The organism is Leifsonia sp. 10L418 (assembly GCF_056395445.1).
The window spans coordinates 411,851-435,795 of the sequence record NZ_JBFTJN010000002.1 but is presented as its reverse complement, the minus strand read 5'-3'; the positions used below and the strand labels follow the sequence as shown (position 1 = coordinate 435,795).

At 66.7% G+C, this 23,945-nt stretch carries 20 protein-coding genes; 9 read left to right on the top strand and 11 right to left on the bottom strand.

The genetic code is table 11. The features are described from left to right. Positions 1 to 4: 4 nt before the first annotated feature. Genes AC1DCF_RS05490 through AC1DCF_RS05480 form a run of 3 tightly spaced genes read right to left on the bottom strand, consistent with a single transcriptional unit; the run spans position 5 to position 3,174 of the window. Positions 5 to 850, bottom strand: coding sequence for a carbohydrate ABC transporter permease (locus AC1DCF_RS05490; RefSeq protein ID WP_441789358.1), 846 nt, complete (start codon positions 848 to 850; stop codon positions 5 to 7). Beyond that, positions 850 to 1,782 carry a carbohydrate ABC transporter permease gene (locus AC1DCF_RS05485; RefSeq protein WP_441789357.1) on the bottom strand — a complete coding sequence of 311 codons (933 nt, stop codon included), beginning with the start codon at positions 1,780 to 1,782 and terminating at the stop codon, positions 850 to 852. Before AC1DCF_RS05485 ends, AC1DCF_RS05490 begins: the two co-directional genes overlap by 1 nt. Before the next feature lie 57 nt (positions 1,783 to 1,839). Next, on the bottom strand, positions 1,840 to 3,174 hold the full coding sequence (locus AC1DCF_RS05480) for an ABC transporter substrate-binding protein (RefSeq protein ID WP_477210142.1): 1,335 nt from the start codon (positions 3,172 to 3,174) through the stop codon (positions 1,840 to 1,842). 112 nt (positions 3,175 to 3,286) lie between these two features. On the opposite strand from AC1DCF_RS05480, the gene AC1DCF_RS05475 reads away from it, so the two are divergent. Next, on the top strand, positions 3,287 to 5,434 hold the full coding sequence (locus AC1DCF_RS05475; RefSeq protein WP_477210141.1) for an alpha-galactosidase: 2,148 nt from the start codon (positions 3,287 to 3,289) through the stop codon (positions 5,432 to 5,434). Further along, positions 5,431 to 6,882, top strand: a complete 1,452-nt coding sequence (locus AC1DCF_RS05470) for a hypothetical protein (RefSeq protein ID WP_477210140.1) — start codon at positions 5,431 to 5,433, stop codon at positions 6,880 to 6,882. The genes AC1DCF_RS05475 and AC1DCF_RS05470 overlap by 4 nt, the downstream gene beginning before the upstream one ends. Before the next feature lie 9 nt (positions 6,883 to 6,891). Here the strand turns inward: AC1DCF_RS05470 and AC1DCF_RS05465 are convergent, their stop codons facing one another. From AC1DCF_RS05465 to hemE, 3 genes are all read right to left on the bottom strand, one after another. Beyond that, positions 6,892 to 7,962 (bottom strand): LacI family DNA-binding transcriptional regulator, encoded by a 1,071-nt coding sequence (locus tag AC1DCF_RS05465; RefSeq protein ID WP_477210139.1) that lies wholly within the window; start codon positions 7,960 to 7,962, stop codon positions 6,892 to 6,894. Between the two features lie 105 nt (positions 7,963 to 8,067). Further along, entirely contained in the window at positions 8,068 to 9,624 is a 1,557-nt protein-coding gene (locus tag AC1DCF_RS05460; protein ID WP_477210138.1) for a protoporphyrinogen/coproporphyrinogen oxidase, read from the bottom strand. 11 nt (positions 9,625 to 9,635) lie between these two features. Beyond that, positions 9,636 to 10,820, bottom strand: coding sequence for a uroporphyrinogen decarboxylase (hemE, locus tag AC1DCF_RS05455; protein ID WP_441789351.1), 1,185 nt, complete (start codon positions 10,818 to 10,820; stop codon positions 9,636 to 9,638). Positions 10,821 to 10,962: 142 nt separating this feature from the next. Between hemE and AC1DCF_RS05450 the strand changes: the two genes are divergently transcribed. Then, positions 10,963 to 12,324 (top strand): glutamyl-tRNA reductase, encoded by a 1,362-nt coding sequence (locus tag AC1DCF_RS05450; RefSeq protein ID WP_477210137.1) that lies wholly within the window; start codon positions 10,963 to 10,965, stop codon positions 12,322 to 12,324. Between the two features lie 39 nt (positions 12,325 to 12,363). Here AC1DCF_RS05450 and AC1DCF_RS05445 read toward each other — a convergent pair whose 3' ends face one another. Next, complete coding sequence (locus AC1DCF_RS05445) at positions 12,364 to 13,443, bottom strand: alanine racemase (protein WP_477210136.1); 1,080 nt, start codon at positions 13,441 to 13,443, stop codon at positions 12,364 to 12,366. Between the two features lie 97 nt (positions 13,444 to 13,540). On the opposite strand from AC1DCF_RS05445, the gene AC1DCF_RS05440 reads away from it, so the two are divergent. After that, entirely contained in the window at positions 13,541 to 14,152 is a 612-nt protein-coding gene (locus tag AC1DCF_RS05440; protein ID WP_477210135.1) for a GNAT family N-acetyltransferase, read from the top strand. A gap of 3 nt (positions 14,153 to 14,155) precedes the next feature. Here the strand turns inward: AC1DCF_RS05440 and AC1DCF_RS05435 are convergent, their stop codons facing one another. Beyond that, entirely contained in the window at positions 14,156 to 14,674 is a 519-nt protein-coding gene (locus tag AC1DCF_RS05435) for an Lrp/AsnC family transcriptional regulator (RefSeq protein ID WP_441789347.1), read from the bottom strand. 170 nt (positions 14,675 to 14,844) lie between these two features. Between AC1DCF_RS05435 and hisC the strand changes: the two genes are divergently transcribed. The 4 genes from hisC (at position 14,845) to AC1DCF_RS05415 (ending at position 18,763) form a co-directional block, all read left to right on the top strand. Continuing rightward, positions 14,845 to 15,897, top strand: coding sequence for a histidinol-phosphate transaminase (hisC, locus tag AC1DCF_RS05430; RefSeq protein ID WP_477210134.1), 1,053 nt, complete (start codon positions 14,845 to 14,847; stop codon positions 15,895 to 15,897). 125 nt (positions 15,898 to 16,022) lie between these two features. Then, on the top strand, positions 16,023 to 17,033 hold the full coding sequence (locus tag AC1DCF_RS05425) for an ABC transporter substrate-binding protein (RefSeq protein ID WP_441789345.1): 1,011 nt from the start codon (positions 16,023 to 16,025) through the stop codon (positions 17,031 to 17,033). 30 nt (positions 17,034 to 17,063) lie between these two features. After that, a complete protein-coding gene (locus tag AC1DCF_RS05420; protein ID WP_441789344.1) occupies positions 17,064 to 17,963 on the top strand; it encodes an ABC transporter permease in 900 nt (299 codons plus the stop codon). An 8-nt stretch (positions 17,964 to 17,971) separates the two neighbouring features. Continuing rightward, a complete protein-coding gene (locus AC1DCF_RS05415; protein WP_477210133.1) occupies positions 17,972 to 18,763 on the top strand; it encodes an ABC transporter ATP-binding protein in 792 nt (263 codons plus the stop codon). Between the two features lie 88 nt (positions 18,764 to 18,851). On the opposite strand, the gene AC1DCF_RS05410 is transcribed toward AC1DCF_RS05415, so the two are convergent. Next, the gene (locus AC1DCF_RS05410) at positions 18,852 to 20,237 is read right to left on the bottom strand and encodes a glycine--tRNA ligase (RefSeq protein WP_441789342.1); all 1,386 of its coding nucleotides are present in this window, start codon (positions 20,235 to 20,237) and stop codon (positions 18,852 to 18,854) included. Between the two features lie 136 nt (positions 20,238 to 20,373). Here AC1DCF_RS05410 and AC1DCF_RS05405 point away from each other — a divergent pair, with 136 nt between their 5' ends. Next, positions 20,374 to 20,802, top strand: coding sequence for an NUDIX hydrolase (locus AC1DCF_RS05405; protein WP_477210132.1), 429 nt, complete (start codon positions 20,374 to 20,376; stop codon positions 20,800 to 20,802). Between the two features lie 83 nt (positions 20,803 to 20,885). Here AC1DCF_RS05405 and AC1DCF_RS05400 read toward each other — a convergent pair whose 3' ends face one another. Both AC1DCF_RS05400 and AC1DCF_RS05395 read right to left on the bottom strand, forming a co-directional pair. Next, complete coding sequence (locus tag AC1DCF_RS05400; protein WP_441789340.1) at positions 20,886 to 21,794, bottom strand: serine hydrolase; 909 nt, start codon at positions 21,792 to 21,794, stop codon at positions 20,886 to 20,888. 105 nt (positions 21,795 to 21,899) lie between these two features. Beyond that, positions 21,900 to 23,864 carry a M13 family metallopeptidase gene (locus AC1DCF_RS05395; RefSeq protein WP_477210131.1) on the bottom strand — a complete coding sequence of 655 codons (1,965 nt, stop codon included), beginning with the start codon at positions 23,862 to 23,864 and terminating at the stop codon, positions 21,900 to 21,902. Positions 23,865 to 23,945 lie beyond the last annotated feature (81 nt).

The window sequence follows — 23,945 nt, the reverse complement described above, 5'->3', positions numbered from 1 at the left end:
ATCCTTATTGCTTGACGGCGCCGGCCAGAATGCCCGCGACGAAGTGACGTTGGAGAAAGAGAAAGAGAACGAGCACCGGCAGCATCGAGAGCATGGTGCCCATCAACAACTGCCCATAGTCGGTCGTTCCGATGCCCTGCAGCGAGGCGAGGGCGACGGGCACCGTGTAGGACTCGGGGGTGCGCAGTACCACGAGGGGGTACACGAAGTCGTTCCACTGGGCGAGGAACAGGAAGATCGCCAGGGCGGCGATCGCGGGGCGGATTGTCGGGACCACGATTCCGGCGAATGCGCGGAACTCGCTGGCTCCGTCGATGCGCGCGGCCTGGATCATCTCATCGGGAATCGCGTACATGGTCTGCCGCATCAGGAAGATCCCGAAGGGTAGCGCGAGGTTCGGAAGCACGAGCGCCTGGTAGCTGTCGAGCCAACCGAGGGAGACCATGATCTGAAACAGCGGCACGAGCGTCACCTGAGAGGGCAGCGCCAGCGTGACCAGCACCGCGCCGAAGAGAAAGCCCTGTCCGCGAAACCGGAACTTCGCGAATGCGTATCCCGCGGCCGTGCAGACCACGAGCCCGAACACCGTGTAGGTGACGGACACAAGCACCGAGTTGAACATGGCCCGGCCGAACAGGGTGTCCCGGAACAGCCCGACGAGGTTGTCGAAGAATGCCGGGCCGGGCAGGAAATGCGGCGGCGTCGTGAAGATGTCACTCGCCTGGTAGGTGGTCGCGATCAGCAGCCAGTAGAACGGCAGAATCATCAGCACGGCGCCCGCCGCAATGGCCGTGGTCAGCACCAGCGAGCGACCGCGACTCGTCGGCGCGACGATGTTGGTGTCTGTCATCAGGACTTCTCCTTGAACAAGCGAAGTTGGATCAGCGAGATGACGCCGATGATGATGGTCAGGGCGTATCCGATGGCCGACGCGTAACCGAAGTCGAAGTACTTGAAACCGTTCTGGTACAGGTACATGCCGACCGTGAGCGTTGCGTTGTCCGGACCGCCGTTGGTGAGTACATAGGGCTCGTCGAAGAGCTGGAGGGTGCCGATCGTGGACAGGATGACGGTGAGCACGATGGCCGGACGGAGCCCGGGCACTGTCACGTGCCAGAAGCGCTGGAATGCGCTGGCCCCGTCGACATGCGCCGCCTCGTAGAGCTCGCCGCCGATTGACTGCATCTGGGCGAGGTAGATGATCGCGTTCTGACCGGTGTAGTGCCAGGTCATTGCGATGACGATCGAGACCTTCGCCCACATCGGGTCACCGAGCCAGGGAATCGGATCCAGGCCGATGAAGCCGATGAGGTAGTTGACGAACCCTTCATTCGTGTTGAGCAGCGCCCGGAACAGGATCCCGTAGGCGACCAGACCCATCACGATGGGCACGAAGTAGGCGGTACGCCAGAACGAGCGCCACTTCAGGAGCACGGAATTGAACGCGACGGCCAGCACGATCGCAAGCCCGAGCATGATCGGCACCTGCACGAGCAGGATGATCCCGGTGTTGCCGAGCGCCTTGTAGAACAGCGGGTCCTGCAGGAGTCGTTGGTAGTTGGCCAGTCCGGCGAACTGGATTTCGCCGCCGACGTTCTTGGTCAAACTGATCCAGAACGCCGAAATGTAGGGGTAGAGCTTGAACCCGACGAACAGCAGGATCATGGGCAGCAGGAACAGGTATGGGGTGATTCTCGGATACCCGGCCGAGGATCGCCGGCGCCGCGGCGCCGGGATCTTCGGGGCCGTTGTCGTAACCGGGGCTTCTAATGCGGTTGTCATCGTCATGGCCTTTTCACGGGTGCGCCGGCACGAGGCCGGCGCACCCTGATTCGACAGCTACTTGCTGGCCAGGGTCCGGCCGGTCTGCTGCGCGACCTGGTTTGCGGCTTGGTCCAGCTCGGTCTTCGGGTCGGCCCCGTTGAGCAGCACGCGCGTCTGTACATCGACGTAGGCCTTCAGCGCCCGGGCGTAGTCGCTCGTGTAGTTCACTACCGGGGTGTCCTGGTTCAGCTCGTCGATGAAGATCTGGTTCACCTTGGTCCCGCCGAAGTACTCGTTGGGGGCGACGAAGCCCGGCGATTCGAGCATCGGCTTGAAGCCGGGGAACATTCCGCCGCCTTCATAGGTGAGCTGCTGGCCTTCCAGGGTTCCGAGCGCGAAGTCGATGAATGCCCACGCCGTTGCCTGGTTCTTGCTCGAACTCGGCACGGAGAGGTAGGTGCCACCGTTCACGGCACCGGTCAGGCCACCGGCGGTGACGGCCTTGGGCGGGGCGACGCCCCACTTGCCGGCCATGTCCGGTGCTTCACTTTCGATCACGCCGCTCAACCATCCGCCGGATGACGAGGTGGCGACGTCGCGCTCACCGCGCAGGGTGACGAGCAGGTTGTCCCAGGTGCCTGGGACATCTTCGACAAGACCGAGATCGTTCGCCTTCTTGATGATCTCGAGAGCGCGCACGCCCTCTTCGCCGTTCATTGTGATCTCACCGTCGGCGTTGAAGTAGAAGGAGCCCTGCAGCCCCATCAGCAGTTCGAAGAGCCCGGCGGAGTCACCGACCGTTCCGGCCTTGTCCATGCTGAACAGCGAGGCACCGGTCTTCTCCTTGAGGATCACACCGGCGTCGAGGAGTTCGTCCCAGGTCGTGATGGCGGAGTAGTCGAGGCCGGCCTGCTCGAAGAGGTCGGTGCGGAAGAAGAAGCCGGCTGCGTTGACCTCGTAGGGGATGCCGAAGACCTGACCGCCGGGGCCGGAGCCGCTCTTCCACGCTCCGGCGGGGAACTCGGCGGCGAGGTCGTCTGCTCCGAAATCGCGCAGATCGACAAGCTGATTCGGGAACTTCTCTGCATAGTTGCCCATGTAGTCGATTCCGATGTTGAGAACGTCGGCCAGACCGCTGCCTCCGGCAGCCATGCCGGTGGTGATCTTCTCCCAGATTGCCGGGTTGCCGACATCCTGAACATCGATCTCGACACCGGGGTGGAGCTTCTGGAAGGCGGGAACGGCGGCACGGAGACCCTCACCCGGTGCGTTCCACGTCCATACCGTGATCTTGCCCGAGATATCTCCGTCAGTCTGCGGCTTGTCAGCCTGAGCCGAGCAGCCGACCAAGGCCGCCACTGCGGCTGTGGCAACCGCCGCCGCCGCGACACGGCGCCACGGCTTTGTCATCGAGAACATCATTGTTCAGGTCCTTTCTTGGTGATCGCAGGGGAGCGATTCACCGACAATAACATGGTAAAAGTATATATGCAGCACTTTTCTGCAAAATTGCAAAGGAGCAATGATGGAGTCGTCCGTAGTACATCTGACAACAGCCGGAGTGAGCGTTGTCGTCGTCGCAGAAAAAGGGGCGCTGCCCATCGTGACCTACTGGGGCGCTGCTCTCGGACCCCTGGATGACGCAACCACGATGCGCATCCTCACCGACACGCGGCCGAATCGCGCGGTGAGCGAGCCTGACGCGCCGCTCCCGATCGGACTGCTGCCGGAAGCCAAGCAGGGCTGGATGGGCTTCCCTGGAATCGCCGGACATCGCGATGGACAGGGCGCTTTCGCCGATGTGCGTGACGTCGTCTCCCTGCACACGCCCCCGGTGACGCCAGCGGATTCGCATCGTCTCACCGCCCGCGGAGTCGACGTCTCCGGCCTGCTCGCTGTGACGGTCGAGATTGAGCTTCTGCCCAGCGGCCTGTTGCGCGTTCGCGCCACACTGCGCAACAACGGCACCGGCGACTACCGCCTCGATGGCCTCGATCTAGCCCTGCCCGTCCCCGGCCGGGCCACTGAGCTGCTCGACCTCTCCGGCCGCCACAATGGCGAGAGACGCCCGCAGCGCCGAGAGCTCGTCGATGGCACCCACCTCCGCGAGAACCGCCGCGGGCGCACGGGACCGGATGCGGCAACGCTGCTCGTCGCAGGCACTCCCGGCTTCGACTTCGCACGCGGCGAAGTGTGGGCCATCCACAACGCCTGGTCGGGCAATCAGCGCGTGTGGGCGGAGCGCACGAACGGCGGGCGCAGCTTCCTCGGCGCCGGAGAGTTGCTGCACTCCGGCGAACTCGCACTGCGACCCGGTGAGGAATACACCAGCCCGTGGATCTACGGCAGCCACGGGGACGGCCTCGACGCGGCATCCGCGCGCATCCATTCGATGCTGCGCGCCCGTCCGACGCACCCCGCCGTCGGCCGGCCGGTGACCCTCAACACCTGGGAGGCCGTGTACTTCGACCATTCCCTGCCGCCGCTGATTGAGCTCGCCGATCTCGCCGCACGCGTGGGCGTCGAACGTTTCGTGCTCGACGACGGCTGGTTTCTCGGCAGACGCCATGATCGCGCCGGTCTCGGCGACTGGCTCGTCGACCCCAGCGTCTGGCCGAACGGCCTCACCCCGCTCGTCGACCACGTGCGCTCACTCGGCATGCAGTTCGGGATCTGGTTCGAACCGGAAATGGTCAACCCGGATTCGGAGCTGGCCCGCGCCCATCCCGATTGGATCCTCTCGCCGCCGCACCGCGACGCCCCGCTGGCCCGCCAGCAGCTCGTGCTGAACACCGCGCATCCCGACGCCTTCGCGCACCTGCGGGATCGGATCGTCGAGCTCGTCACCGCACACCGCATCGACTACATCAAGTGGGACCACAACCGCGACCTGCTCGAACCGGTCGACCGCACCACCGGAGTCGCCGGCGTGCACCGGCAGACTCTCGCGACCTACCGGCTCATCGACGAGATCCGTGCGGAGTGCCCGTGGCTGGAGATCGAATCGTGCTCGGCCGGCGGTGGGCGCATCGATCTCGGCATCGTCGAACGTGTGGATCGTTTCTGGACCTCAGACTCGAACGACCCGCTGGAACGGCAGCGCATACAACGGTGGACGAGCATGTTGATGCCGCCCGAGCTGCTTGGATCCCATGTCGGTGCCGCCCGGGCGCATGTGACGGGCCGCCACAGCTCACTCAGCTTCCGGGCGATCACCGCACTCGTCGGCAGCTTCGGCATCGAGTGGGACCTCCGCGAGGCATCAGAGTCCGAGCTGGACGAGCTGGCGGCCTGGATCCGGCAGGTGAAGCGCCTCTCTCCGCTGATTGAACGTGGAACGCTGCACCGTCTGGAAACCGAGGACGCCCACATCGCCCAGAGCATCGTGTCCGGTGATGCACGCCACGCCATCGTCACCCTCGCGGCGATCGACTCCCCTCCGCACATTCCCGGCCCGGCGCTCCGCCTGGCCGGCTTGGCTGCAGACCGCCGCTACCGCGTCGCCCGCCTGCGGGTTGCGGGCGCCGACGACCCGACCTCGACCCGGTCGCAGCCGGCCTGGTGGGACGAAGAGTTCACCTGCCTCGGGTCGAGCCTGATGCAGATCGGCTTGCCGATGCCGACACTGCGCCCGCAGGAGGCGGCACTCATCGAGGTGACCGAGGCATGAGCGTGACGGTCGGCGGCAGCGGCATCCGTATCGATTCCGACAACCGCGAGCTGACGGAAATGTTCGCCTGGGCAGCGCGCACCGCGGCCGAGTCGGTCGTCTCCGACGCGGAGACCGGCCCGCTCGATGTCTCCGAGGCGCACCCCGGCCCGTATCGGCAGGCCGCGTACCAGGCGAGCTACCGGGCCGGCTACGCCCACCGCAGCGGCTACTACCTGCGTGACTTCGCTCACCAGGCGGTGGGCGCCCAGCTGCTCGGCTGGCAACGGCACAATACGGGGATGCTGCGTGCTCTGCTGGCCACCGCCACCGCCGAGCACGGCGGCTGGCCGGTCTGGGCGCTCAACTTCGACGGGCAGACGCCGCTGGCCATCGACTACCGCGGGCCGCAGGAGTTCGTGCGGGAAGTACCCGCCATCTTCGAGATGGTCGAGCTCGTGCATGTGCTGTACCGCTGGACCGGCGACGAGACGCTCCTGGCGCACCGGGCGTTCTGGCGCAACACGCTGGGCGCCTTCGTCGAGGCTCACGACACCCACCGCCCCAACGGGGTCGCCGAGGGCAGCGGCCGGGGCATCTTCGAGGGGGCCGCCAGCTACAACGAGCACCCCACCGCGCGTTTTCGCGAGGCCGGGGACGCCTTCAGCGCGCAGTACGCGGCCACCCGTCATGCCGCCGCGCTGGAGCGGGCCTGCCGCGACGTCGAGGCGGCGGAGGTCTACGAGCGCACCGCACACCGGCTGGCGGAGTACTTCCGCAGCACCTGGAGCCGGACGGGCGGCGCCGAGGACGCCATCGTCAACGGCTGGACCGTCGACGGACAGCCCACCACAGCGTGGGGCAGGGAGACGACGTTCTTCATGCCGCTCAAGGGGCTCGTCGCCGGCGACCCGCGCTCGAGCGCGCTGCTCGACGAGATCGACCGCCTCTGCGCCGACCCCGTCGGCGCGCCGGCGAATATCGAAGCCCTGACCTACGTGCCCGATCTGTATCTGCGTCACGGCGATGCCGACACGGCCTGGCAGTGGATGCGGCAGATCTACGCGCGCCGCAATGACCCCCACGAGGTGCCCCAACAAGGCTTGAACGGCAGTTATCCCGAGGTGTCCTTCACGCTCGTCGCACAGATTGTCGGCGGATTGCTCGGCCTGCAGCCGAATGCCGCGGGGTGCTCGGTCATCACCCGCACCGTGTTGCCGGCTGGAGTTTCCCGGCTCGCGGCGTTCGAGGTTCCCTTCGGGGACGGCACCATCGATGTCGGTGCCTCTGCGCCCGGCACACCGGACGGCATACTCTGGCTTCGCAACGGCACGACGAAACCGCTGCACTGGCGGATCGCCCGGAACACCGAGCCCGGTTTCCAGGATCCGCACCTTGACCGCCGAGGCTCCCCCGAGGGCGCGGTCACCCTCGAGCCGGGCGAGCGCCGGACGGTAGCCGCCCCGTAGCGGCGGCGCTCAGGCCGTGCGCACCGGCGCCGTGGAATTCCGTGTGTGCAGCGCCGGCTCCATGAGCATCTCGTCGGTGCGCACCGGGCGGTTCTGAATCATCGTGACGAGCGTGCGGGCGCACGCCTGGGAGATGTGCTCGACCGGCTGGCTGACGCTGGTCAGCGGCGGGTCGGTGAACTCGAGAATGTACGAGTCGTTGTAGCCGATGACCGAGACATCTTCGGGCACCCGCAGCCCACGCCGCTTTGTCGCACGAATGGCGCCCAGGGCCATCTCATCGCTGGAGGCGACGATCGCCGTCACATCGAGGTCGAGCAACGCGTCGGCCGCATACCGGCCGCCGTCGATGCTGAAGTGGTGCCTCACCACGAGGTCCTCAGCGTCTTCGATGCCGCGGGCATCCATCGCGTTCAGGAAGCCCTCCACCCGGCGGTCGGCCGGAATGTTGCCCAGCGGGCCGGCGCACATGCCGATCCGGCGGTGGCCCAGGTCGTACAGGTGCTCGACGGCGAGTTCGGCGGCGCGCCAGTCGTCGGTGGAGATCACCGGGGACTCCCCCTCGGCGAAGCCGCCGTTGATGCAGAGATAGGGAACGCCGCGGGATTCCAGCAGCGCGCGCGCCGAGTCGTCGGCGTTCTGAAGCGTGTTGCTCGAGGACAGGAAGATCGCTGCGGCGATCCCGGTGTCGACGAAGGCCTCGACATAGTCGCGCTCGTAGACGGATCCCGGCAGAACCGGGCCGATCACGGCACGGAGGCCGTGCGGGCTCAGATCGGCCTCGATCGCGTTGCAGAACTCGCCAAAGATCGGCGTTTTCAGACCCGGGACCAAGACGAGCACGATCTCGCCCTTGCGCGGGCGCTCGTAGCCGATCTGCCGCAGGGCTTCCTCGACCTGCTCGCGCGTGGTCGGTGACACACCGTACTTGCGATTGAGCACGCGACTGACCGTGGCCTCGCTGACTCCGGCAAGAGCAGCCACCTCAGAGAGCTTGGCCGAGCCGGCAGGCGATCGGGTCTTCTTCCCGGGGCGCTGCGTGCTGCTCTCAGGCAGTTTGGAGACACTCGCGTCAGTCATAGCGATCCATTCTGGTCGAAAAGGCCGCTCGGCGACCGACAAAATCTAAAGTGCTCCCCGGATGGCGGATTTCGGCCTCCCCCGCGAGCGGCCGCCGCCGGACGGTCAGCTGTCCGCGGCCAGACCGAGCGAGGCCTGACGCGTGCGGGATCCGGCGGCGAGCGCATCCGGAATCACCGATGCCAGGCCGGTGCCGGCCAGCCAGGCGCCCGTCAGTTCCAGCCCGGGAACAGCCTCAACCGCCTCGCGCACCTGTCGCACCCGGTCGCGAGCTCCGAGCGTCGCCGGAGACAGCGCGTTGTGCCACGGGGTGCGAGCGAAACCGAGCACGGCTGCCGGGTCGAGTTCGACGCCCAAGATGATCGACGCATCGCGCACGGCCAACGCTTGAAATTCAGCGTCACTGAGTCCGTCCGCCGGGTTCGCCTCGTTGAACCGGCCGTAGGAAAGCCGGAGCACATGGCGACCAGGTCCGGCAGCCTCGGCAACCCAATCCCATTTCGCGCTCACGTGGGTGAGCGCTTTCGCACTCACCCCCGTCGTGCCCGCGGCGACGAGTACCCCGGTGCCGCGCGGGTGTGCGTCGAGGGCCGGCGCATCGATGACCAGGGTGGCAAGTTCGACGGCGGCTGCGGCCGGCCAGTCCAGCGCGCCGAGCGCGGCGAAGTCGTCGCCGAGCGGCGCCAGCAGTTCGAGGGCGGATGCCCCCGGCGTCGCCACGATGACAAAGCGGGAGTGAAGCATGCCGGGGGTTGGCGCGGCAGCGGGAGTTGCCGCGTCGTCGAGAGTGGTGTCGGCGGCAGCAGCCCCGTCATCGGCCGCGTCGTCAGGAGCGATGGTCGGGATGGTGGTCACCGTCCAGCCGGACGTCAGCGACGGGTCGCCCTGAACGAGCTGCGTCACCGTCGTGTTCGTGACGATGTCGACGCCGAAGTGCGCCAAATCAGCGACGAGCGCGGTAACCAGACCCGACATCCCGCCGCGGAGTCCGCCGACTGCAGAGCCGGCCGGGGCCGCCGAACGCAGCGCGAGCACGGCGCCGGAGAGGGAGCCGGTCACCGTCAATGCGGCGTTCAGCCCTGGCGCGACGACGTCGACCTCGAGATCACGTGCCGGAGCCGAGTAGACCCCGGCGGCGACAGGCTCAACGAGACGTTCGAGCACACGTCGTCCCATTCGCTTCTCCACCATGCCGCCGAGGCTCTGCTCACGTCCGATCTTCAAAACGGGCATCACGCGGTCGAGATAGGCACGCCAGGCTCCGCCCCAACCGATCACCCGCCGCACGTCGTCGGCGAGTGGCGAGGCGGGAATACCGAGCACACCGGTCTTCGGCAGAGGCACAGAGACCACGCCCGCGGCGCCGGCCGACCGTCCGGCCCGGCCCTCGGCAGGCAAACAGAGCCAGGCTCCGGCCGGATTCGGGGCAACGATCTGATCGGTCAGGCCGAGGGCGGCGACGAAGTCGGCCACGCTGCCCTGACGAACGGCGAAACTCTCGGCGCCGCTGTCGAGCACCAAACCGGCGACCTCGTGGGAGGCGACGGCCCCGCCAACGGCATCCGTCGCTTCGACGACCGTGACGCTCAACCCGATGTGCGCGCACTCGCGCGCGGCGACCAGGCCGGCGATGCCGCCGCCGATCACCACCACGTCAGTCATGCGACTCTCGCTCATTCGGCGGATGCGGCGGCAGCAGCGGCGGAATCAGCCGCGGATGCTGCGGAGAAGGCAGCACTCGACTCGTGCACCAACTCGACGACGCGGGTCAACACGGCCGGGTCGGTGTCGGGCGGAACGCCGTGGCCGAGGTTCAGCACGTGCGAGGGGGCGGTGCGCCCGCGCTCGAGCACGTCGAGAACGTGGGCTTCGAGAACCGGCCACGGAGCGGCGAGCAATGCCGGGTCGACGTTGCCCTGCAACGGAACCCCGCCGCCAAGCCGGCGGTTCGCCTCGTCGAGCGGAACCCGGTAGTCGACTCCGACCACATCGGCGCCGATGGAGTGCATCGAGGCGAGCAGCTCGCCGGTTCCGACGCCGAAGTGGACGATCGGCACGCTGCGGCGTACTTCGACGGGGTCAGCCGCCGCGTCGGCGGAGTGCTCGACGTAGCCGAGATCCTTGACATGGCTGATCGCCGCGGCGGAGGCCAGCGCCACATGCTTCGCGTAGTCGGCGAGCGGGAGGGCGCCGGCCCACGAGTCGAACAGCTGCGCCGCACTGGCGCCGGCGAGAACCTGGGCGCGCAGGAAGCGGCCGGTCACCTCGGCAGTCCAGCTCATCAGGGCGGCCCACGCCGCGGGGTCGGAGTGCATCAGGGTGCGCGCGTGGATGTGATCCTTCGACGGCCCGCCCTCGACGAGGTAGGCGGCCAGGGTGAACGGGGCGCCGGCGAACCCGATCAGCGGGGTCGCGCCCATCTCGGCGACAGTGCGGGCGACACCCTCCTGGATGGGAGCGAGGGCCGTGTCGAGCACGGCGGGGTCGAGGGCGGTGAGAACTGCGACATCCGCACCGGTGCGAACCGCGGTCCCGAGCACCGGGCCCTTGCCGGCGACGATCTCCACGTCGACACCGACGAGCTTGAGCGGAACGACGATGTCGCTGAAGAAGATTCCGGCGTCGACACCATGGCGGCGCACCGGCTGCAGCGTGATCTCGCTGGCCATCGCCGGGTCGAGGCAGGCGTCGAGCATTCGGGTTCCCACGCGAAGTTCGCGGTATTCGGGAAGCGAGCGACCGGCCTGACGCATGAACCAGACCGGCGTCACGTCGGGTCGGGTGCCCTGGTAGGCCCGCACCAGGCGGGAGTCTGCGGTGAGACCGCTGGAAAGAGGATGCTGCGCGTCAAGGTTCACGCTCTTGATTCTGTCAAACAACGCTGGGCGTCTGGTTCTGTGCCGAAAAAATGCATTATTCGAAGCCGTCCCCCGGATGGGGTGCAGAGCGGAGGTTACGCCCCGATTCGGCTGGGGATACTACACGACGTAGAATCACTTCGTGCTGATCTGTCTGTCCGCGAGCCACAAGAACGCCACCTTCGACGTGCTCGAAAAGCTGTCGGTCGCTGCCGGGTCATCGGCCTCGAACATGGTCGAACGTCACGGCCCCCTGAGCGGAGCGATCATCGTCGCCACCTGCAACCGTTTTGAGGCATACCTCGACCTCGACGAACCGTTCGGCGTCTCGCCGATTCCGGCCATCCACGCGGCCATCGATGCGGTCAGTGAGAGCACCGGCGTCACGGCGTCAACGCTGCGCGAAACCCTCGACCTCGTGCACGGCAACGGCGTCGCAGAACACCTCTTCGCTGTGACCAGCGGACTCGAATCAGTTGTCGTCGGCGAGGGCGAAATCGCCGGTCAGGTGCGCCGCTCCCTCGAACAGGCGCGCGCCAACGGCACGACGAGCCCCGAACTCGAGCGCCTGTTCCAGCGCGCCTCACAGACCTCGCGCGGCGTCAAGAACCGCACCGGCATCGGCACAGCGGGCCGTTCCCTCGTGCGCCTCTCGCTCGAACTCGCCGAGAGCCGGGTGAGTGACTGGGCAAGCGCCCGCGTGCTTCTTGTGGGAACCGGTCGCTATGCCGGCGCCTCGTTGGCCGCACTGCGCGATCGCGGCTCCGAGAACGTGCGCGTCTACTCGCCGTCGGGCCGCGCGACGAAGTTCGCCGCCTCACACGGCATCGAGGCCGTCGCCGCCGCCGACTTCGCCCGGGAAGCCGCGCTGGCCGACCTCATCGTGACGTGCACCACGGCCGATCACCACGTTGTCGACGCCGAGGTGCTCGGCCGCGGGCGCCAGCAGCTCGGGCAGGCCGCGGCATCCGCCGACGATCAGCCGTTGCGCCTCTGCCCGATCGCACCGTCACCGGCACCGGCCGACACCGTGTTCCACCAGCTCATCATCGACCTCGGCCTCCCCCGCAATGTCGACCCGGATGTGACCGAGCTGGCCGGTGTCGCGCTGCTCGACCTCGAGACCATCCGCATCCACGCACCGCTTGAGGAGCTCAACGCCACGAGTGAGGCCCGCGCGCTGGTCACCGAGGCGGCGCGTGCCTTTACAGCCGTCACGAGCGAACAGAGTCTCGCTCCGGCGGTCGTCGCGCTGCGCAGTCACGTTTTCGAGATTCTCGAGGCTGAGATCACTCGGGCCCGCAGCCGCGATGAGAACAGCGCCGAAACCGAGGCGGCGTTGCGCCATCTGGTCGGAGTTCTGTTGCACCAGCCGATGGTGCGCTCACGCGAACTCGCCCGCAACGGCGATCAGAATGCCTTCCTGGCCGGCCTCGACGCCGTGTTCGGGCTCAAGGTCACCTTGCCGGAGCCGGCCCGCGCGGCCCAGTCCGACCTCGCGTAACTCGTCGACGAGCAGCGCGAGCTGGCGATACGCGATGAACTAGTTGTTTCTGCCGCGCGCGGCGACGATCCAGCTATCGATCACCGTCTCGTTCGACACGATCACCAACTCGTTGGCCAGATTCACCGCATTGCAGACATGGTTCGGGGCGACCCTGAGCACCGTTCCGCGCACCGGCGGAGCCTCCCCAGGCGGGAATGCGACGGTGGCGTGGTGCTCAGAGAGCGCGACGATCCGGGCATCCGGGTAATCGGGCAACCGCCCGCCCCCGGTGACCCAGCGCGGCTGGTCGGCGCCGAGAACCTTGCTTCCCGCGTCGATGATCGCGTTCTGCCCCGAGCCGCTGACCACGGTCGCGCGTGCGGTGAGCGCGACGTCGGCAAAGGAGCAGCTGCCGAGCTCGACCTGCTGGGCGTCGTTGAAGACGTAGACGCCCGGACGCATCTCGGTGAGCACGCTCGGGTCGGCGTCGGCCATGGTCGGGGTCGACCCGCCGCTCCGCACCGGGACGTCGATGCCGAGGCGTTCGATCGAGGCGGCAGCTCCGGCGATCGCGTCCGCTTCCTCCCGCGCGGCCTTCGCCCGCCCCTCCAGCGCGTAGCCATGCCCCGGAAAGGTGAAGACCCCCGCCACGTCGAACCCGGCACGCACTGCCGCCATGGCGATCCCGCCGGCGTCCCCCGGCTGCACGCCGCTGCGGTGGTGCCCGCTGTCGACCTCGACCATCAGCCGTACGCCGCTCCCCGCGAGTCCCGACGCGAGCTCGGTCACACCGTCGATCGAATCGACCCCGAGGGTGAGTGTCGTGCGTTCGGCCACCGCGCGAAGCCGGGCTGAGCGAGACGGCGTGGCCCAGACCGGGTAGGCGAGAAACAGATCGGTGAAGCCGGCGGCGGCGAACACCTCGGCCTCGCCCACCGTCGCGACGGTCAATCCCACAGCCCCCAGCTCACTCTGACGCCGCCCGATTTCAATCACCTTGTGCGTTTTGGCGTGGGGCCGCAGGGCGATCCCGCGCTCGGCCGCGTTGGTCGCCGTGCGTTCCAAATTGCGGTTCATCAGATCGATGTCGACGGCGAGGAACGGGGTGTCTGGTGCGTCGGCCGGAAGGTGCATCATGCACTCAACTCTTTCAGCGACGGCAACAGAGGGCAAGGATGCGGGCCGCCCGCGTGGTCTCGTAGGCTGACACAGACGAATGAGCGAGGTGCCTGCGATGACAACCCCCACCGGCCTGACGACCCTGCCGTTCACCCCGCGGCCGATCCGCACCGACCGCCTACTATTGCGCCCCCTCACCGAGGCCGACGTCGATGATGTCTTCGCCTATCAGTCGATTCCCGAGGTCGTTGAGTTTCTGCCCTGGCCGGTGCGCAACCGTGCGGAATCGCGGGCGCACACGCTCGAGCGCTCCCACTTCACCCAGCTGAAGGACGACAACGACCGGCTGGTGCTGGGCGTGGAGCTCCGGGCCGACGACGCCACGGGCGACGACAAGCCCGGCCAGGTGATTGGCGATCTCAGTGTGTTTCTCGGCAGCGGCGCCAACGCCCAGATCGAGATCGGCTGGGTCTTTCATCCCGATCATCAGCGCAAGGGCTACGCGACAGAAGCGGCCAGGGCGCTGCTCGACCTCGCCTTCGCCCAGATCGGCGCGCACCGCGTGTTCGCCCGCCTCGATCCGCACAACACGGCATCCGTCGCCCTCTGTCAGCGGCTCGGCATGCGGCAAGAGGCCTATTTTCGGGAGAGCGAGATCTTCAAGGGCGCCTGGGGCGACCTGGCGATCTACGCGATTCTGAATCGCGAGTGGGCGGACGAGGCGTAGCGTTCAGCGGCCGGGTCGCCGGGTCTCGACAGGCTCGACCACCGGTGCAGCCGTCGCGATCGCGAGCAGCGGCAGCGTGCGGTTTTGAAAGTGCGTCGTCAGCACCACCGAGCTGCGCGTGCGCTTGACCACTTTGGTGCGCATCATGGTGTCGAAGACGCGCTGCAGGTCGGCGTTCGACCGGGCCACGATCCGCACGACGATGTCGCTGTCGCCCGAGGTCGTGTACATGTCGAGGATCTCGGGAATCTGCTGCAGCCAGGCGTAGGCCGTGGTGTGCCCGAGGTCTTGATCGATCTCGACGTGGCAGATCGCCGTCACCGGATAACCGAATGCCGACGCGTCGAGCGTCGGCTCGAATTTTCGGATGACACCGCTCTCGTGCATCCGATTGAGCCGCGCCTGCACGGTCGGCCGCGCGACACCCAGTCTCCGCGCGGCCTCCACGACGCTGGTGTTTGGCTCGTCGGTGTAGAGCTTGACGATCGCGTAGTCGAGGGCGTCTGCTTTCGTTTCGGACATGTCCCTAACAATCTGTAAGGTTTACCAAGAGAAACTGTCCCCAAACAGTACAGCGTGCGGGGTCAAAATGAGTCAAGTTGCTGACTCATCTGAAGCCTCGCTAGCATCAGCAACATTGTCGCCGTTGACACTCCTGTGTAGCGGCGTATCCACTAACAGAGGTTGTACAGATGGTTTTCCAACGCGAGACGATCGGGAATCTTCCCGCTTACAAGCAGGGCGTTGCGCCCGGCGATTCCGGTGCATTCAAGCTTTCCAGCAACGAGAACCCGTTCTCCCCGCTGCCCTCGGTCGTGGCGAGCCTGGCCGACGCGCTGGGAAACATCCACCTGTACCCGAGCATGGCTGCGCCGGAAGTCACCGCGCGTATCGCGAAGCGGTACGACGTGCAGCCCGACAACCTGGCCTTCGGCGCCGGCTCGGTCGAGGTTGCCTCCCAGCTGATTCACGCGAGCGCCGGTGACGGCGACGAGGTCATCTTCGCCTGGCGTTCCTTCGAGGCGTACCCGATTCTGGTGCAGGTCGCCGGGGCCACACCGGTTCCGGTTCCGCTGACCGCTGACGAGCGCCACGACCTGCCGGCCATGGCCGCGGCGATCACCGCACGCACCCGGCTGATCTTCGTCTGCAACCCGAACAACCCGACCGGTGCAACGGTCACCACCGCCGAACTTCACTCCTTCATGGAATGCGTGCCGGCCGAGGTTCTCGTCGTCGTCGACGAGGCCTACGTGCACTTCAACACAGACCCGGATTCGGCCATCGGAATCGACTTCTTCAACCAGTACCCGAACGTCGCAGTGCTGCACACCTTCTCGAAGGCCTACGGGCTGGCGGGTCTGCGTCTCGGCTATGCGATCGCACCGGCCGACGTCGCCGCCAACCTGCGCCGCGTCTCGGTGCCGTTCGCGGTCACCGACCTGGCACAGCGCGCGGCCGTCGCCTCACTGAACGCCGAAGCCGAGCTCAGCGAGCGCATCGACACGATCGTCGCCGAGCGGGCGCGTGTGCTTCTCGGCCTTCGCGCGCTCGGCGTGAGCGTGGCCGATTCGCACGCGAACTTCGTCTGGCTCCGCACCGGCGACGACACCGATCGGGTCAACGCGGTGTTCGTGGCCAACGGCATCCTGGCCCGCGCCTTCAGCGGCGAGGGAATTCGCGTTTCCATCGGCTCCGTCGAGGCGAACGACCGATTCCTTCAGGCCGCCTCTCAAGCTTGGTAGTTCGACCCCGGTCGAACCGCCCTGACCGAACAGCGCCGCGCCTGCGGCCCGCTCGGTATTTCCCTGCATGTGAACATCCTGCATCCGTACCACCCTGCACCGTATTCAAAGGAGAATCCCGCACCATGAACCGACGCAAACTGCTGCCCGCCCTGGGTCTGCTCGCCGTGAGCGCCCTCACCCTCGCCGGCTGCGCCAGCACCGCCGAGACCGGCTCGGGAGACGGCGATGCCGGCTCCAAGAAGATGATCACGATCGGCGTCACCCAGATCGTGGCGCACCCGGCCCTCGACGCCACCCTGGTCGGCTTCAAGAAGGCCCTCACCGAGGCCGGCTACGTCGAGGGAACCGACGTGACCTACGACGAGCAGAACGCTCAGGGCGACCAGGCGACCGCGTCGACGATCGCCGGCAAGTTCAAGGACGACAACGTCGACCTGGTGCTCGCAATCGCCACCCCGACCGCTCAGGCGGCAGCGCAGACGATCACCGACATCCCGGTTCTCTTCACCGCGGTCACCGAGCCGAAGGAAGCCGGCCTCGTCGCCGAATGGGACGCCCCGGGCGCCAACATCACCGGCACCAGCGACCTGAACCCGGTCAAGGAACAGCTTCAGCTGATCAAGGATGTTCTGCCCGACGCGAAGACCGTCGGCATCATCTACAGCTCGGGCGAAGTCAACTCCGACGTGCAGGTCGAGCTGGCCAAGGATGCTGCCAAGAAGTTGGGCCTGACCATCAAGGAGGCGACGGTCACGGTCGCCAGCGAGGTCAGCCAGGCTGCGGAGTCGCTCGGCGACGTCGACGCCATCTACATCCCGACCGACAACAAGGTCACCGAGGGCATCGGGTCGGTCATCCAGTTCGCCGAGGCGAAGCAGATCCCGCTGTTCGGTGCTGAAGGCGGACAGGTCGAAAGCGGCGCTATCGCCACGTACGGCATCGACTACACCGACCTGGGCTTCCAGACCGGCCTGATGGCCGTGCGCATCCTCAAGGACGGCGCCGACCCCGCGACCATGCCCGTCGAGACCCTCGACAAGATCTCGCTGATCATCAACACCGGGGCGGCAGAACGCATGGGCGTCACCATCCCGGCAGCGGTTCTTGACAAGGCCGACAAGGTCATCGACTAGCGGCCCGCGTCAGAAACGAAGGATAAGAACATGACTGCGGCGGTCGAACTCGGCCTGCTTTACGCAACTATGGCTCTGGGCGTCTACCTGACGTTCAAGATTCTCAACTTTCCCGACCTCACCGTTGACGGAAGTTTCACGACTGGTGCGGCCGTCGCAGCCAAACTCATCATTGACGGCATCTCCCCGATCTGGGCCACCCTCGCGGGTGCCGCAGCGGGTGCTGCTGCGGGGGCGGTCACCGGCCTCCTCTTCACCAAGGGCAAGATCGACGGCCTGCTGGCCGGCATCCTGACGATGATCGCGCTGTACTCGATCAACCTGCGGATCATGGGCAAATCGAATCTTCCGCTGTTGCGTGAAGACACCCTGATGACCCCGCTGCGCGAGGCGAACATGCTCGGCACCGTGTCCGGCATCCTGATCTTCGCCGGCATCGCCGTGGCGATCAAACTGCTGATCGACTGGTTTCTGCACACCGACCTCGGTCTCTCGATTCAGGCCACCGGCAATAACGAGCAGATGATCCGCAGTTTCGGTGTGAACACCGACCGCACCACGATCCTCACGCTCTGCATCTCGAACGCGCTGGTCGCGCTCTGCGGCGCCCTCGTCGCCCAGTACCAGGGCTTCGCGGATGTCGGCATGGGCATCGGTCTCATCCTGATCGGTCTGGCGTCGGTCATCGTCGGCCAGGCCGTGTTCGGCAGCCGCACGATCTTCATCTCGACGATCGCCGTCATCCTCGGCGCCGTCATCTACCGCCTGGTGATCTTCTTCGCGCTGAGCGTCGGCCTGAACCCGAACGACATGAAGCTCATCTCGGCTGTGCTCGTCATCGCCGCGCTGCTGCTGCCGCGCTGGGGATTCCTGAAGAAGATACCGAGCCTGCGCCAACTGCGAACGACCGCAGCCGTGCGGGCGAGTTAGGGAACGTCATGCTGAAGATCGAACACATCACCAAGACCTTCTTCCCCGGCACCGTCAACGAGCGCATCGCGCTGAACGACGTCTCCCTGCACCTGGCCCCCGGCGACTTCGTCACGGTGATCGGCAGCAACGGAGCCGGCAAGTCGACGCTGCTGAACGCCATCGCCGGCAAGCTCACCCCCGAGACCGGCGACATCTCGATTGACGGCAAGAACGTCAACAAGCTGCGTGACTACGCTCGGGCCGCCTACATCGGGCGCGTCTTCCAAGACCCGATGGCCGGCACCTCGCCCGATCTCACGATCGAGCAGAATCTGGCCATCGCCTGGCTTCGTGGCCGCACCCGCGGCCTCGCCCAGGCCGTGACAAAGAAGAAGCGCCAGCACTTTGCGACCGAGCTGCTCGCGCTGGAGCTTGGCCTCGAGCAACGTCTGAAGGCGAAGGTCGGACTGCTCTCCGGCGGCCAGCGCCAGGCGCTCTCGCTGCTTATGGCGACGTTCACGCAGCCGCGCATCCTGCTGCTCGACGAGCACACCGCGGCACTCGACCCGCAGCGGGCCGAGCTCGTGACGCGGCTCACGCAGAGCATCGTGGAGAAGGACCGGCTGACCACCCTGATGGTCACGCACAACATGGAGCAGGCGCTGCGTGTGGGAAACCGCCTGATCATGATGCACGACGGCCACATCATCTTCGACGCCGACGAGGCGCTGAAGCGCACCTTGACGGTGAAGGACTTGCTCGCCGAGTTCGAGAAGATCAAGGGCGCGACGCTCGACGACCGCACGCTGCTGGTGTAGCGGACGGGATTTCGACAAGCTCAATCACCGAAAACGGATGCCGACCTGCTGATCGCAGGTCGGCATCCGTTTTTGGTGGAGCTAGCGGTTACGCGCCGCGCAGCCGCTCGGCCAGGAAGGCGTAGAGGTCGGCGAGCGGCACGCGCTCCTGCTTCATGGTGTCGCGGTCACGCACGGTGACGGCCTGGTCTTCGAGCGAGTCGAAGTCGACGGTGACACAGAACGGGGTGCCGATCTCGTCTTGGCGGCGGTAACGGCGACCGATCGCGCCGGCGTCGTCGAAGTCGACGTTCCACGACTCGCGCAGGCTGGCCGCGAGTTCGCGGGCCATCGGCGAGAGGGCCTCGTTGCGGGACAGCGGCAGGATGGCGACCTTGACCGGAGCCAGGCGCGGGTCGAGGCGCAGCACGGTGCGCTTGTCGACGCCGCCCTTCGCGTTCGGCACTTCCTCTTCGTCGTAGGCGTCGACCAGGAAGGCCATCAGCGAGCGGGTGAGGCCGGCTGCGGGCTCGATCACGTACGGAATCCAGCGCTCGTTCTTCGTCTGGTCGAAGTAGGAGAGATCCTTGCCGGATGCCTCGGAGTGCGTCTTGAGGTCGAAGTCGGTGCGGTTCGCCACGCCTTCGAGCTCGCCGAACTCGCTGCCCGGGAAGCCGAAGCGGTATTCGATGTCGACGGTGCGCTTGGAGTAGTGCGAGAGCTTCTCGGCCGGGTGGTCGTAGAAGCGCAGGTTCTCGGGGTTGATGCCGAGGCTGGTGTACCAGCCCATGCGCTGCTCGAGCCAGTACTCGTGCCAGGTCTCGTCGGTGCCGGGCTCGACAAAGAATTCCATCTCCATCTGCTCGAACTCGCGGGTGCGGAAGATGAAGTTTCCGGGGGTGATCTCGTTGCGGAAGCTCTTGCCGATCTGACCGATTCCGAACGGCGGCTTCTGGCGCGAGGCCTGCAGCACGTTGGCGAAGTTCACGAAGATGCCCTGGGCGGTTTCGGGGCGCAGGTAGTGCATGCCGGCTTCGTCATCGACCGGGCCGAGGAAGGTCTTGAGCAGGCCGGAGAAGGCGCGCGGCTCGGTCCAGATGTGACGGTTTCCGCAGTTCGGGCAGGGCAGGTCGTCGAGGCCGTTCTCGGGCGTGCGGCCCTTCTTCTCTTCGAACTCTTCGATCAGGTGGTCTGCACGAAAACGCTTGTGGCAGCTGGTGCACTCGACGAGCGGGTCGCTGAAGACCTCGACGTGGCCGGATGCTTCCCAGACCTTGCGCGGCAGAATGACCGAGGAGTCCAGGCCGACGACGTCGTCGCGCGAGGTGACCATGAATCGCCACCACTGCTTCTTGATGTTCTCTTTGAGCTCGACGCCGAGGGGTCCGTAGTCCCACGCTGAACGCGAGCCCCCGTAGATTTCACCAGCCTGGAAGACGAACCCGCGGTGGCGGGCGAGGGCAATGACGGAATCGAGACGGGAGGGTGCGGCCACGGTGGCTCCAATGGTCGAGAGGTGGCTAAAGCCAGAAACAGGGATCAGACCAGTTTAGCGATCCGCCTGACCGTGCGCTGATCGGCTCCGTCTGGCTGGCGCGGGCTTGCGCCAGCGAATCGGCTTGAATGGTGGAATGACTTCAACGCCCAGCCCCGCCGCCGCACTGCCCGACATCCTGGTCGCGGCGATCGCGCTCATCCGTGACCGCCGAGTGCTGATGGTGACCGCACGCGGACGCGACGTGATCTACATGCCGGGCGGCAAGATCGACGCCGGCGAGAGCGCGGCGGAGGGGGCGGCGCGCGAGGCGTGGGAGGAGGTCGAACTCCAGCTCGATCCCGCTGCCTTGACCGAGATGTTCACCGTGGTGATTCAGGCGCACGGCGAACCCGACGGGCGTTTGGTGCGCATGCAGGTCTTTGCCGCAGAGACGGATGCCGAGCCGCGGCCGTCGGCGGAGGTCAGCGCCCTGCACTGGGCGAGTACGGCCGACCTGTTCCGCTGCCCACCGGCCGGTGGCGAGGTCTTGCGCTTGCTCGCGGAGCAGAACCTGATCGACTAATCCGTTGGTCGAGCCTGTCGAGACCCGGTGACCGGCTTGAGAGACCAGGTCACGTGATTTCGACAGGCTCAATCACCGATCGGTCAGTGCACGTACTCCAGCAGATCGAGCCCGACCTGCCGCATCCCGTCGAGCACGGCCAGCCGGGAGATCACGCCGGTGTCGGCGTACGTCAGTGAGACCGCATAGGTCACGCCCGCCCGCGGCCCGCGCAGGATGCCGATCTCGCTGCGCACCCCGGCATCCGCGCCGGTCTTGTTGACCAGCAGAAGCCCGTGGTCGCCGGTGCGGTGAGCGTGCGGGTCGAGGCCGAACGCACTCGCCACCATCGACAGGTCGGAGTTCAGCGAGAGCCAGCCGAGCACCCGTTCGCTCGCCTCGGCGTCAACGACTTCGCCGCGCGCGAGGGCGGTGAGCAACCAGGTGAGCTCTCTCGCGCAGCCGACCGAGAGGTGCGGGGCGTCATCGGGTCCGCGTTTGTCGCGCACGAGATCGAGCAGGGCCGAGCGGGTCAGACCGAGCGACTCGGCGCGATCGCGCACGGCTTCAAGGCCGACCGCTCGAATCAGAACATTGGTCGCCAGGTTGTCATTGGATGCCCCGACCAGGGCGGCGAGGTCGGCGACCGGCAGCGACGGTGCCTGCAGGTGCTGCCAGACCCCCGAGCCACCCACCGAGTCGGCCGCGGTGCGGTCGAGCAGGGTGTACATGCCGAAGTCGGCGTCGCGCAGCTTCGCGGCGACCTCGACGAGCAGCAGAATGGTGCCGATTCCGGCGCTCGGCATGACGACATGGTCGTCGATCGAGAACAGTTCGCGCCCCGACACCAGGTCGGTCGCCCGCGCAGACACCTGCACGCCGTTCAGAGCCAGCTCGCCGAGCGCCTGGAATCCGCGCGCAAAATTATCGTGGGCATCGGCGCCCTGGTGCTTGCCCCGGCGCTCGTCCGCGTGCCGAGAGCGGCGTGCAGATTCTTGGGCTGGCGTGGCCATGTCGGCGGTCCTTTTGTCGTTCGGGCGGCAAGTCCCCCGCGAACACACTAACTCACGCCCCCGACACACGGAATGGGTGGGCGGGCGGGGGCGTGAGTGCGCGAGCTACCAGATGGTGACGCGCTCGGCCGGATCGAGCCAGAGCTCGTCCTGCTCGACGACTCCGAACGCCGCGTAGAAGTCGTCGATGTTGCGCACGATCTGGTTGCAACGGAACTCGTTCGGCGAGTGCGGGTCGATGGCGAGCAGGCGCACGGCCTCTTCGTCGCGCATCTTCATCTGCCAGGCCTGCGCCCAGGAGAGGAAGAAGCGCTCGGCGCCGGTGAAGCCGTCGATCACCGGAGGCTCCTCGCCTCCGAGCGAGAGCAGGTAGGCCTTCCACGCGATCGAGAGACCGCCGAGGTCGCCGATGTTCTCGCCGATGGTGAGGGCGCCGTTGACGTGGTTGCCCGGAACCTGCTTCGGCTCGAGCGCGTCGAACTGCGCGATCAGCGAGGCGGTGCGTTCCTCGAATGCGGCCCGGTCGGCTTCGGTCCACCAGTCGGTGAGGCGTCCGTCGCCGTCATACTTCGAGCCCTGGTCGTCGAAGCCGTGCCCGATCTCGTGCCCGATCACCGCGCCGATCGCGCCGTAGTTGGCCGCGGCATCACGCGCCTCGTCGAAGAACGGCGCCTGCAGGATCGCGGCGGGAAAGACGATCTCGTTGAAGCCGGGGTTGTAATAGGCGTTGATCGTCTGCGGGGTCATGAACCACTCGTCGCGGTCGAGCGGCTTGCCGATCTTGCCGAGCTCGCGCTGGAACTCGAACTCGCTCGCCGCCCGCACATTCGCGATGAGATTGTCGGCGTCGATCGACAGCGTCGAGTAGTCCCGCCACTTCACCGGGAAACCGATCTTCGGCGTGAACTTGTCGAGCTTGTCGAGGGCGCGCTCGCGCGTTTCGGCGGTCATCCAATCGAGCGTGGTGATGCTCTCGCGGTAGGCCTCGACGAGGTAGTCGACCAGCACATCCATGCTGGCCTTGGCGCTGGACTTGAAGTGCCGGTCGACGTAGATGCGGCCGACGGCCTCGCCGAGTGCGCCCTCGACGAGCGAGACGCCGCGCTTCCAGCGGTCACGGATCTGCGGGGTGCCGGTGAGGGTGCGACCGTAGAAGTCGAAGTTCGTCTCGACGAAGTCGCTCGACAGGTAGGCGGCCGACGAGCGGATGACCTGCCAGCGCAGCCAGTCCTGCCACGATTCCAGACGGGGCTCGGTCAGCAACTCGGCCAATCCGGCGACGAAGCTCGGCTCGCGCACGACGACCTCGGTGAAGGACCCGGTGGGGGCGTCGAGGCCCGTGAGCCAGAGGTCGAGGTCGGCGCCGGCGGCGAGTGCCGACATCTGGTCCCAGTCGCGCAGGTTGTAGGTCTTCTCACTGTCGCGGGTGGTCACGTTGTCCCAGTGGTGCCCGGCAAGCGCGGTCTCGAGATCGAAAACGCGCTGGGCGCGTTCCGCGGCGTCGGTGACCCCCGCGAGGGTGAACATCCGCTCGATGAAGGTGAGGTAGGCCGTGCGTACCTCGGCGAATTTCTCGTCGCGGAAGTAGGACTCATCGGGTAGGCCGAGGCCGCCCTGCTCGACGAAGACGAGGTAGCGCTCGGGGTTTCCCGGGTCGTTGTCGACGTAGAGCTGGAAGGCACCGGGCACGCCGGCCCGTTCGAGCTGGCCGAGAGTGCTGACGAAGCTGGGGATCGACGTGATCGTGTCGACGGTGGCGAGGTCGGCCGCGAGCGGCGTGGCACCGAGCGCTTCGATGCGGGCTTCGTCGATGAAGCTGGCGTAGAGGTCGCCGAATTTGCGCTCTTCGGTGCCCGGTTCGGCGTTCTGTGCCTCGAGGATGATCTCCTGCACCGCCTTCTCGGCGCCCTCGGCCAGCAGGTAGAACGACCCCCACCTCGCCTTGTCGGACGGGATCTCGGTGCGGGCGATCCATTTGCCGTTGACGTGCCTGAAGAGGTCGTCTTGCGGGCGAACCGCCGGGTCGAGTTCTGCTCTGTCGATACCGGATGCGAGGGGAGCGTCAGTCATGCCTCCACCCTATTCGGCGCGCGACCATTTTCGGTGGTTGAGGAGCGAGCGCCAGCGAGCGTCTCGAAACCTGGCGAGCCA

Excerpts from the sequence above, each read along its gene's own strand:
- AC1DCF_RS05460 (WP_477210138.1), bottom strand. The coding sequence starts at position 9,624 with ATGACTGACGTGGTGGTGATCGGCGGCGGCATCGCCGGCCTGGTCGCC.
- AC1DCF_RS05395 (WP_477210131.1), bottom strand. The coding sequence starts at position 23,864 with ATGACTGACGCTCCCCTCGCATCCGGTATCGACAGAGCAGAACTCGAC.
- AC1DCF_RS05465 (WP_477210139.1), bottom strand. The coding sequence starts at position 7,962 with ATGACTGACGCGAGTGTCTCCAAACTGCCTGAGAGCAGCACGCAGCGC.
- AC1DCF_RS05475 (WP_477210141.1), top strand. The coding sequence starts at position 3,287 with ATGATGGAGTCGTCCGTAGTACATCTGACAACAGCCGGAGTGAGCGTT.
- AC1DCF_RS05415 (WP_477210133.1), top strand. The coding sequence starts at position 17,972 with ATGCTGAAGATCGAACACATCACCAAGACCTTCTTCCCCGGCACCGTC.
- AC1DCF_RS05445 (WP_477210136.1), bottom strand. The coding sequence starts at position 13,443 with ATGATGCACCTTCCGGCCGACGCACCAGACACCCCGTTCCTCGCCGTC.
- AC1DCF_RS05400 (WP_441789340.1), bottom strand. The coding sequence starts at position 21,794 with ATGGCCACGCCAGCCCAAGAATCTGCACGCCGCTCTCGGCACGCGGAC.
- AC1DCF_RS05485 (WP_441789357.1), bottom strand. The coding sequence starts at position 1,782 with ATGACAACCGCATTAGAAGCCCCGGTTACGACAACGGCCCCGAAGATC.
- hisC (WP_477210134.1), top strand. The coding sequence starts at position 14,845 with ATGGTTTTCCAACGCGAGACGATCGGGAATCTTCCCGCTTACAAGCAG.
- AC1DCF_RS05425 (WP_441789345.1), top strand. The coding sequence starts at position 16,023 with ATGAACCGACGCAAACTGCTGCCCGCCCTGGGTCTGCTCGCCGTGAGC.
- AC1DCF_RS05480 (WP_477210142.1), bottom strand. The coding sequence starts at position 3,174 with ATGACAAAGCCGTGGCGCCGTGTCGCGGCGGCGGCGGTTGCCACAGCC.
- AC1DCF_RS05420 (WP_441789344.1), top strand. The coding sequence starts at position 17,064 with ATGACTGCGGCGGTCGAACTCGGCCTGCTTTACGCAACTATGGCTCTG.
- AC1DCF_RS05470 (WP_477210140.1), top strand. The coding sequence starts at position 5,431 with ATGAGCGTGACGGTCGGCGGCAGCGGCATCCGTATCGATTCCGACAAC.
- AC1DCF_RS05440 (WP_477210135.1), top strand. The coding sequence starts at position 13,541 with ATGACAACCCCCACCGGCCTGACGACCCTGCCGTTCACCCCGCGGCCG.
- AC1DCF_RS05435 (WP_441789347.1), bottom strand. The coding sequence starts at position 14,674 with ATGTCCGAAACGAAAGCAGACGCCCTCGACTACGCGATCGTCAAGCTC.
- AC1DCF_RS05405 (WP_477210132.1), top strand. The coding sequence starts at position 20,374 with ATGACTTCAACGCCCAGCCCCGCCGCCGCACTGCCCGACATCCTGGTC.
- AC1DCF_RS05490 (WP_441789358.1), bottom strand. The coding sequence starts at position 850 with ATGACAGACACCAACATCGTCGCGCCGACGAGTCGCGGTCGCTCGCTG.